The following is a 9,319-nucleotide window of genomic DNA, read 5'->3' as shown; positions in this document are numbered from 1 at the left end:
AAACAGATCAAATCCGCCGAAGCCTCAATGAAATGTTTCCCGTTCGACTTGCATGTGTTAAGCACGCCGCCAGCGTTCATCCTGAGCCAGGATCAAACTCTCTGATAAAGTGTGTCAGCAATTCAGCGCTGCTTGCAGCGGCTTAATTGCGCATCACTGAGTGAGCAAAGCTCACGAAGTGTTTGATGTACTCAAGACAACCAACTAGCTTAGTTATCTCTCGTCATTACTGTTATAAAAAGTTCATTCTTTTGAATGATGATTCGTTAAGAATTTTCGAGAATCGTATGTGTTTCACTGTTTAGTTATCAAGGTTGTTTGTCTGTCATCTCTTTGCGACAGCCTGTTTACTTTATCATATCTTTCAGATCTTGTCAAGCACTTTTTTCAAAAGTTTTTCAGACCTTCAAGAAGCTGTATAAAGTCGTTTGTTTCTGTCGTTCTGTTCAAGCTACTTGATTACTTTATCATAAGTTCAGTCGATTGTCAACAGTTAATTTGAATTTTCTGAAAACTATTTTATTTTTCAGTATTTCAGAAGCAATTCTTTGCGACAGCTTGTTTACTATACCACTGCCGTAAGGAATCGTCAAGCACTTTTTACAAAAAAATTTATATTTTTTTATAACATTATTTTCAAGATCCTTTTTCTTCAATCATTGACTTTCGCCCTCAGACATGATAGCGTCAATACATATAACAAATTCATTATTTTATACCCTTTCCCCAGTTTGGAGGTTTCTATGTATCAACAGCAATCACCAGCATTAAAAGAAACAAATCCTCATGGCTCCCAGGCTTTTCCCTGTGCTTTTTACCGTTTAAAACTAAGCGGACACGGAATCCTGGTCAAGCACCATTGGCACGAGGAGGTCGAGATTATTTACTTTCCCGGTGGAACCTTCACCTTAGATATTAATATGGAAACATTTGATGTATCTTCAGAATGTTTTTATTTTATTAATCCCGGCGAACTGCACAGCATACGTGCACGCTCAAAAGAAGTCTCCATGGAATACGCTGTCGTTTTCCAACCGGAACTGCTCTGCTCTCCTTTTTACGATACGGTTCAGACTCAGCTTGTCCAGCCATTGCAAAACGGACGTCTGATTTTTCCAAGATGTATTTCTGCAAACCATCCTGTTTTTCCTATTATAAAGGAGCAGTTCCAGAACATCACTAACGCATTTTACCGCTGCAGCTTTTCTGAACAATTGGAAGAGCTTCATGATTCCTTACATATAAATTTATTCCGCGCTTCTGGAAATGCCATTGTCGGCCTGGCAGATCAGCTTCTGATCAAGGCTTCCCTGTTAAATATTTTTGCAGATTTTTCCAATCGCCAGCTTTTTTCCCAGACTGAAAAATCTGATGACCACAGGGTCGAGACCATAAAAACCACAATCACTTACATCCGCGACCATTACCAGGAAAAAATTTATATCCGCGATCTGGCATCCCTGATAGGACTCAATGAGCAATACTTTTGCCGTTTTTTTAAAAAAGCAATCGGCATGTCTCCCATAGAATACCTGAATGAATATCGCATCCGCCAGGCAGTACGTTTATTAAAAGACAGCAGTCTTCCAGTGACCGAGATATGTCTGGACTGTGGTTATAACAATATGGGGAATTTTCTCAGAGAATTTCGCAAATATACAGGAACCACACCTCTGCAATATCGGAAACACAGCCAGGGGATTGAGAATCCTTCCTTATAAAGCATACAGGCTTTATTCTTTTTCAAAACAAAGACCTGTCTACCAGAATGTTCCTAAAAACCTTCTGGTGAACAGGTCTTTTAAAATTTTTATTTTAGAATACCAGCAGCTGCATCATAATCCAGAATGATTCTTGCATCCTCCATCAACTTTAATGCAGAGGCTGGAAAATCCATAGTAGGCCTTGTCTGATACAGTTTATTTACAGCCTCAGCTTTATGTTTTCCACAAATCTGAAGTATAACTTTCTTCGTCTCAAAGATATGATGAATGCCAAGTGTGATTCCTCTTGTCAATTTCATGCCGTCAGAAAAGTATTTCTGTCCTACCTGCATAGTCGTTTCAGAAAGCTGAACAACTTTTGCATAATCTTCAAAGTTATCTCCTGGCTCATTTAAGCCAAGATGGCCGTTCATTCCCATACCAAGAAGCATCAGATCAATATGTCCGTTGTCAAAGATAAACTGATCAATTCTTTTACATTCTGCTTCCAGATCTGTCGCATGAACATCAAACAATGTCATCTGCTCTTCCTTGATTCCAAGAGGTCCGTACAAATGTTTGTGCAAAAAATGAGTACAGTTTTCAGACTCATCTTCCAGGTCCAGCCACTCATCCAGGGAAACGAATTTCGCTTTTGAAAAATCAATCTCTCCTTTATCCTGCATCTCCTTCAAGATTTCACAGGTTTTCACAACTGTCATTCCAGCGGGAAAACAAAGAAGTGCATCTGGTTTCTTTTCCAGAGTCTCCTTCACCAGCTCCGCACAACGCCGAGACATATCTTTTTCACTGTCATAAATCTCTGTGACTGGAAATTTTCCAGGCAATTTTGCTCCTAGCAGTTCTGCATTATGCTCCATACAATAACACACACTCTTTTCTTCAATATTTTTTTCAATACATTTTCTGCAATTTCCATGCACACTGCAAAGAATGTGCGGACATTTGCAATACATCTTTTCCATAGGTCTTACCCCTTTACAGCACCTGCTGCCAGACTCTCCTGAATATTGTTGCTCAGGAATGCATACAGCAAAAGTGTAGGAATTGTTGCAATTGTCAGACCAGCTCCAATAAGCCCCCACTTGGTAGAATACCTGCCAACCATATTGTTTACACCTACTGTGATGGTCATCCACTGGTCACTGTTGATGAATGTCTGTGCCAGCATCAACTCATTCCAGGAATCCAAAAAGTTCAGGATTGCCACAGTCGAGATGATCGGCTTAAGTAACGGGAGGATGATCTTAAAAAAAATCTTATACAGACTTGCTCCATCAATAAACGCAGCCTCTTCCATTTCTTTAGGAATGGTTTTCAGGCTTCCGCTGATCAGCAGGATTGCCATTGGCAGGTTAAATGCCACATACGGAACGATCAGAGACCACAAGGTGTCTCTTATTGTCTTTAAGTTCCGATACAGTGGCAGAAGTACTGCCTGAAGTGACAACATCATTCCCAGAAGGAACAGAATGTAAACCACTGAGCTAAGTTTCCATTTCAGTCTGACCAGAGCATAGCTTGCCATAGACGCTAATATTGCAGTGGCTACAATGGTTACAGCTGCAACCAATAAACTGTTTATCAGATACTTATAAATATGTGCCTGTCCGAATACTGTAGCATAATGCTCCCAATGCCATTCCTTCGGAAGTCCGATGATATTCCCTCCAAAAATCTCAGCATTGCTCTTCAATGAGAACGTGAACAGCCAATACAGGGGGAATAACTGGATTATCGTCCAGAAAATCAGGCCGCTATACATAACTACCTTTACAGGTGTCAATTTTTTTCTTTGTTTGCCCTCTTCCTTTATTTTCATGAATCGCTCCTATATTTCCCCATGATTTTTTTGAATATAAACTGTACTCCAAATGTAAACAAAAGACATATGATAATAATTGCGATTGCAACCGCACTTGCGTATCCGTAATGGTTGCTGGAAAAAATCTCATTATACATCATCAAAGACAGTACACTGGACGCATGCATTGGTCCTCCGCCAGTTAAAATAAAAATCATATCAAAAGACTTCAAGGAACCAACGATACAAAAAATTGTTACTGCCTCAATCATCGGAATAATAATCGGCATAATAATTTTCGTAGAAATCTGAAGTTTAGAAGCTCCATCAATCTTTGCAGCCTCAATAATGTCTGATGAAATGGATTTTGCCGCGGAATAAAACAGCAACATATTGTAACCAATATCTTTCCAAATCATTGGAATAAAACAAGCTACCAGAACTGTTGCGGAAGACCCCAGCCAATTCTGTTTCCATTCCGGATGGCCAAGCCATTCAAAAAACACATTCAATAATCCATAGGATGGATGATAAATTTTCATCCACAAGTTTGCAATTACTGTACTGGATATAATAACCGGTATGAAAAAAGCATTGCGGAAAAAGTTTTCTCCCTTTACTCCATTCACCAATACCAGAGCCAGCAACATAGAAATTGGCATCTGAATTAAAACGGAAGCAGCCGCTAATAATAACGAATTTTTTAAAGAAAGAAGGAAAACCGGATCCTTGAACATTTCTATGTAATTATCCAATCCTACAAATGTTCCTTCAGAGATTCCGTTCCATTTCAGCAAACTGTAATCAGCCGACTGAATGATCGGAATGGCTACAATCAGGAGAAAAAGAATCAAACCTGGCAAGATGAAGAAACATATGGCTTTTTTACTGCGCAATGCTTTTTCCATATTAAACCTTTACCTTTCTGTTATTCTGCTAATGCTTCCTCTTTCGCCTGCTCAATCTGGGAAGCAAAATCTTCAGGTGTTATACTCCCTTCAATAACCCCCTGAAGTAAGTTATAGGATGCATCAATTGCAGAGCCTGTGAGGAATGTGTCCCACGCAAGTACATATCCGGTAGAATCCTGAATCAGTTCTTGAACTTTGGCAAGAGATGGACTGATATCAGCATCACCTGTATCAAGATCTGTCCAACAAGGAAGGGAATCGCCAAGGATATACGCTTCTTTTGACATGTATTTTGTCATTCCATATGCGAAATCAAATGCTTCATCCGGATGCTCAGTTGCGTTGTTTATCATAAAGAAATCAATAACACCACCAGAATACTGAGTTGTATCACCTTTTCCATTTTCAACTGATGGGAAAGTTGTAACTACAATCTCGTCCTGTGAGCATGCATTGTCTGGACTGTCAACACTCTGTGCTGCCCAGCTTCCGGCGAAAAACATTGGAACCATACCACTGTAGAACAGTTCCTCTGCTTCATCAGAAGAAATTCCAAGTGTACCCTCCGGGAATGCACCAGCTTCGTTCATTTCCGCAAGAAGTCTTGCAGACTCTACGATTTCAGGAGTATCCAGTGTAGCGTCACCAGCAAGTGCAGAATTCATATAATCAGCGCCAGCGGTGCGAACTGCCAGCATATTTTGGATCATTCCAATGTGCCAACCGTCTTTCGCGCCGAGAACCATTGGGGTAACACCGTTTTCTCTGAATACTTTGATGCATTCGATCATCTCATCATAAGTAGTCGGGATTTCCAGGTTATTTTCGTCGAAAATCCTCTTGTTGCAGAAAAGAACACCAGCCCACTGTTTCAGCGGTAAACCATAAGTCTGATCATTATATGTACAATAGGTTGTTGCCCCTTGAAGCAACTCATCATTTACTCCATATTTCTCGTAATACTCATCTAACGGAAGTACAACGCCTGCATCTACATAAGTTTTTGCATATCCTCCACCCCAGCAGAAGAATACATCTCCCTGTGAGCTGTCAGCTGCTGCTACTCTAAGTTTAGTTGTCTGATAATCAACCTCCTGTGTTGCAATCTCTTCGATATGAATGTTTGGATGTTCCTCTTCGTACTGAGCAATATAATCCTGTACAAGCGGGGCCATTGGTTGTCCCTCCGGCCAGATGTCCCAGAATTTTAATGTAATCTCTTCATCTGTAAGCTGGACATCATCTGCCGCGCTTACACTTACTGCCATGGATGCTGCCATAGCTCCCACCAACAGTACGCTTAACATTTTCTTACCTCTCATGTGTTGTCCTCCTTTACATTACGTAAAATATTATATTTATTTTTTTCTTTTTCTATTTCTGCATATACTTCGGACGGTACTTCTTCGTAATGATCGTCCAGACCCATAAGATAGGCTCCCACAATAGGCTCATATACGGAGTCTATGATATTTATATTTACTGCTTCCTTTTTCAGTTCAGATTCAACAGTTTCCCGAAGGGCCGGTACCTTACATTTGAAAATACTTCCAGATAAAACAATATCCACCTTCTCATCCAGGATATCCAACTGTCTCATTCCAGAAAGAATATATGGAACAATTCCCCGGGCAAAGTCTGCGTAAACCTCCGTAGCAACCTGATCTCCCTCCATAGCAACCTTCTCAACCACTTTGGGGAGTCCCAGATAATCCGATGAACCAATTCTGTGATCCACTCGCATTTGCAGAAGTTCATCTACAGAGTCTGCATGAAACAACTCACATAAATAATCCTTTAGTACAGTTGGTGTCCCCACCCCCGCCTGCGCATCAAACACCTTTTGTACAGCAGCCGCTCCAATAGATGCTCCGCCTTGAACAGAATCCGGAATATAATATCCAAAAATGATTTCCCTGCTACCATTTCTGACTGCACAGTTCACACCGGATCCGGCACAGATAATTCCACATTTGTCGCTGGCTGTTGCTGCTCTCATTGCAATAAGACAATCATTCACGATAGAGATGTGTGAAATCTTAAAATGGTCATACATAGCATTCTGGACAAGTTCTTTTTCATAGGCCCAGTCGATTCCGCTCATTCCGCCATACAATCCGCTGATATCCTCATATGCAAGTCCAGCCTGATCCAGAGCTTCATCAAACGCTTCCTTTGCTGCTTCCATCGCCATTTCCATTCCGTTAACAGAATGAACAGCGCCAAAGCTTTTTCCCATTCCAAGGATATGTCCGTATTCATCTCCTACTATTGCAGCAGTTTTACTGCCCCCTTGGTCTATTCCCATAAAGTATTTCATACAAATCCTCGCTTTATGTTCTGTTTATTTAAAAAACTGAGGTAAAAATTCCTTGCTACCCTCTAACAGGTCCGGAACGAGCTTCTCAACAACAGAGTATTCTCTTACTAACGGATGTGCCAGCAGTGCCTGTTTCATCTTTGTTACATTACCTTCAACAGCAGCTTCCACTGCAAGCATCTCATAATTCTTAACCTCGCTGATCAATCCCCAACACGGTGCAGGAATATAAGATTTATGAATTGGAGCCATACCGCGTTTGTTTACCAGGCAATTGATCTCAACAACTCCATCATCCGGAAGGAATGGTACAGCACCCTTATTCTGAACATTTACAACCATCTCAGTATCTACATTGTTGTAAACAGCATTTACAAAGTTCATGGCAACTTCTGAATAACCACCGCCGCCTCTCTTATAGAGTTCCTTCGGAATATCTGCATTGTTCTCATCTGCATAGCCTGCAAATACAATTTTCTCAAGATCCTGTACGTATTCGCCTCTTGTCTGGCTCTTTGCTTTCAGTTCTTCAACTCTCTGACCTGTCTTATAGTAATACTGTAAATACGGGCTGGTCAGACAGCCAAGAAGCTTCTGGATATCTGCTCCCACATCATCATTTGTCTCTGCCAGAGTCTCAAATTCTTTTTCTGTGACCGGTCTTCCGTCAATAGTGATGTGACTGATAAAGTTCAGGTGATTCAGTCCTACATAATCGTACTGTACACGGTTGTAGTCGATTCCCATGCTTCTTTTTGCCCACATTTTCGGGAAAATACCGCCAGAACAAAATCCTGCGATGTTTGCGTTTGTGTAACGTTTTACAGCTTCTGTCACAAGCCCTGCCGGATTGGTATAATTAATCAGCCATCCATCTGGAGATGATTTCTCCATATGTCTTGCAACATCAAGCATGACCGGAATGGTTCTGAACGCTTTCATCATTCCACCAGCACCTGTTGTTTCCTGTCCGATCAGACCATATTTGAGAGGGATTTTTTCATCCTTAACACGCTGTTTGTTACCTCCTACACGGATCTGAGTATCTACAAAAGCTGCTCCATATAAGGCATCATCAATATCTGTAGTACTTCTTATCTTGATTGGAAAGTCTCTCTTTGCAGAGTAGCGCTTGCAAAATCCTTCCATCACCTCAAGTCTGTGTGAATCGATATCATATAATACCAGCTCATCAATCGGTAAACTTTCTCTGCGAACAATCATCTCATCTAGCAGTTCTGGTGTGTATGAACTTCCAGCTCCTACAATTGTAAATTTCATAGTGTCCTCCTTTTTGTTTAACGTTACACATTTTATCTAAAAATAAATTATCAGTGTAACCTGACAATTTATTTTCGTTCTGGTTATTAATTTTCTTTTCTGGTTGTCTGACGAATAACCAGATTGGGATAAAACATTTTCTTTTCTTTTATTTCTTTCTTCTCTTTAATATCTGAAATCAGAATATCTACAGCTGCTTTTCCCATATCGCTAAGAGGCTGTCTGACAGTTGTCAGGGGAACATAAGAAAAATTGTGGTTTCGCGGCTGATCATCGTCAAATCCAATCAGCATCACATCATCCGGAATCCGAATTCCAGCTTCTAAAAGAGCTCTCATACCCCCGTAGGCCGTCTGGTCGGAACTGAAAAAAAATGCATCTGGAAGATCTGCCTTTCGACAGGTAGAAAGAAATTCCTTAAGAGTATTGTAACCCTCTTCTTCGGACCATCCAGACTGAAGTATCATAATATTGGAAGCACCGTGTTTTTTCATGGCACTCAGATAACCTTTCTGCCTTCTTCGCGCAGCCTGACGGTTCTCATCACCGGCAACATGGGCGATATTCCTGCATCCGCATTGGAAAAGATAGTCCACAGCCACTTCGGAACCATATTGATTATTTAGCAAAATATTATTTACATTCAAGGAACCCATATCATTCTCAATCAGTGCAAATGGAAAATGTGATCTGGCAAGCTTAGTGATCAATTTCTTATCATCTAAGGCACTTCCGTAAATAAGGATTCCATCAACCCTTTCCTGCATGAAAAAGTTTATATAACTGCTCTTCTTCTCAGTACTGTTCCCAGCACTACAAAACAGAACATCATAGCCAAGCTTTCCCACTTCTTCTTCAATAGCCTGGATTAAATCAAAAAAATACGCATCACATAAAGTATCTACTACAACACCAATGGTGTTAGTTGTCTTCAAGACCAGCGATCTGGCAAGTCCATTGGGTGTGTACCCAAGTTCATCAATCGCTGCCTGTATCTTCTGGCGGGATTTCTCGCTGACTCCATATTGATTATTTACGACTCTGGATACAAGTGTAGCTGAGCACCCGGCTTTTTTTGCTACATCGGTTATAGATACCATATATTCTGACCTCTCGAATGTAATATATGTAATATTTGTTTTGTTTAACGTTAAACATAGTATATTCCAGTATTTGCAAATGTCAACTGATATTTGATATTTTTTGTTTATTTGTTTATATTATTATATTTTGTCAATATATTTTATTGTGCGTTTATATACTATATTTTCTTGTGTAA

The 9,319-nt window shown here is 40.3% G+C and carries 8 protein-coding genes and 1 rRNA gene; 1 reads left to right on the top strand and 8 read right to left on the bottom strand.

From position 1 onward, the window contains the following. Nucleotides 1-108, bottom strand: a 16S ribosomal RNA gene (locus DW904_RS21955); the annotation flags it as partial. Between the two features lie 635 nt (nucleotides 109-743). Between DW904_RS21955 and DW904_RS21950 the strand changes: the two genes are divergently transcribed. Next, nucleotides 744-1,721 carry an AraC family transcriptional regulator gene (locus DW904_RS21950; protein WP_118584253.1) on the top strand — a complete coding sequence of 326 codons (978 nt, stop codon included), beginning with the start codon at nucleotides 744-746 and terminating at the stop codon, nucleotides 1,719-1,721. Between the two features lie 89 nt (nucleotides 1,722-1,810). On the opposite strand, the gene DW904_RS21945 is transcribed toward DW904_RS21950, so the two are convergent. The 7 genes from DW904_RS21945 to DW904_RS21915 all read right to left on the bottom strand — a co-directional run bounded on the left by DW904_RS21945 (nucleotide 1,811) and on the right by DW904_RS21915 (nucleotide 9,140). Further along, complete coding sequence (locus DW904_RS21945) at nucleotides 1,811-2,689, bottom strand: glucosamine-6-phosphate deaminase (protein WP_118584252.1); 879 nt, start codon at nucleotides 2,687-2,689, stop codon at nucleotides 1,811-1,813. 5 nt (nucleotides 2,690-2,694) lie between these two features. Then, nucleotides 2,695-3,546, bottom strand: coding sequence for a carbohydrate ABC transporter permease (locus tag DW904_RS21940; RefSeq protein ID WP_118584251.1), 852 nt, complete (start codon nucleotides 3,544-3,546; stop codon nucleotides 2,695-2,697). Then, nucleotides 3,543-4,436 carry a sugar ABC transporter permease gene (locus tag DW904_RS21935; RefSeq protein WP_118584250.1) on the bottom strand — a complete coding sequence of 298 codons (894 nt, stop codon included), beginning with the start codon at nucleotides 4,434-4,436 and terminating at the stop codon, nucleotides 3,543-3,545. The genes DW904_RS21940 and DW904_RS21935 overlap by 4 nt, the downstream gene beginning before the upstream one ends. Before the next feature lie 20 nt (nucleotides 4,437-4,456). Next, the gene (locus DW904_RS21930) at nucleotides 4,457-5,761 is read right to left on the bottom strand and encodes an extracellular solute-binding protein (protein WP_118584249.1); all 1,305 of its coding nucleotides are present in this window, start codon (nucleotides 5,759-5,761) and stop codon (nucleotides 4,457-4,459) included. After that, nucleotides 5,758-6,759 (bottom strand): BadF/BadG/BcrA/BcrD ATPase family protein, encoded by a 1,002-nt coding sequence (locus tag DW904_RS21925; protein WP_118584248.1) that lies wholly within the window; start codon nucleotides 6,757-6,759, stop codon nucleotides 5,758-5,760. Before DW904_RS21925 ends, DW904_RS21930 begins: the two co-directional genes overlap by 4 nt. A gap of 24 nt (nucleotides 6,760-6,783) precedes the next feature. Next, a complete protein-coding gene (locus DW904_RS21920) occupies nucleotides 6,784-8,040 on the bottom strand; it encodes a 6-phospho-beta-glucosidase (protein WP_118584247.1) in 1,257 nt (418 codons plus the stop codon). Between the two features lie 86 nt (nucleotides 8,041-8,126). Continuing rightward, the gene (locus DW904_RS21915) at nucleotides 8,127-9,140 is read right to left on the bottom strand and encodes a LacI family DNA-binding transcriptional regulator (RefSeq protein WP_118584246.1); all 1,014 of its coding nucleotides are present in this window, start codon (nucleotides 9,138-9,140) and stop codon (nucleotides 8,127-8,129) included. Nucleotides 9,141-9,319 lie beyond the last annotated feature (179 nt).

This window comes from Ruminococcus sp. AM42-11, assembly GCF_003480145.1.
Classification (GTDB): Bacteria; Bacillota; Clostridia; order Lachnospirales; family Lachnospiraceae; genus Blautia_A; species Blautia_A faecis.
This window is presented reverse-complemented; position numbering and strand designations above follow the sequence as displayed.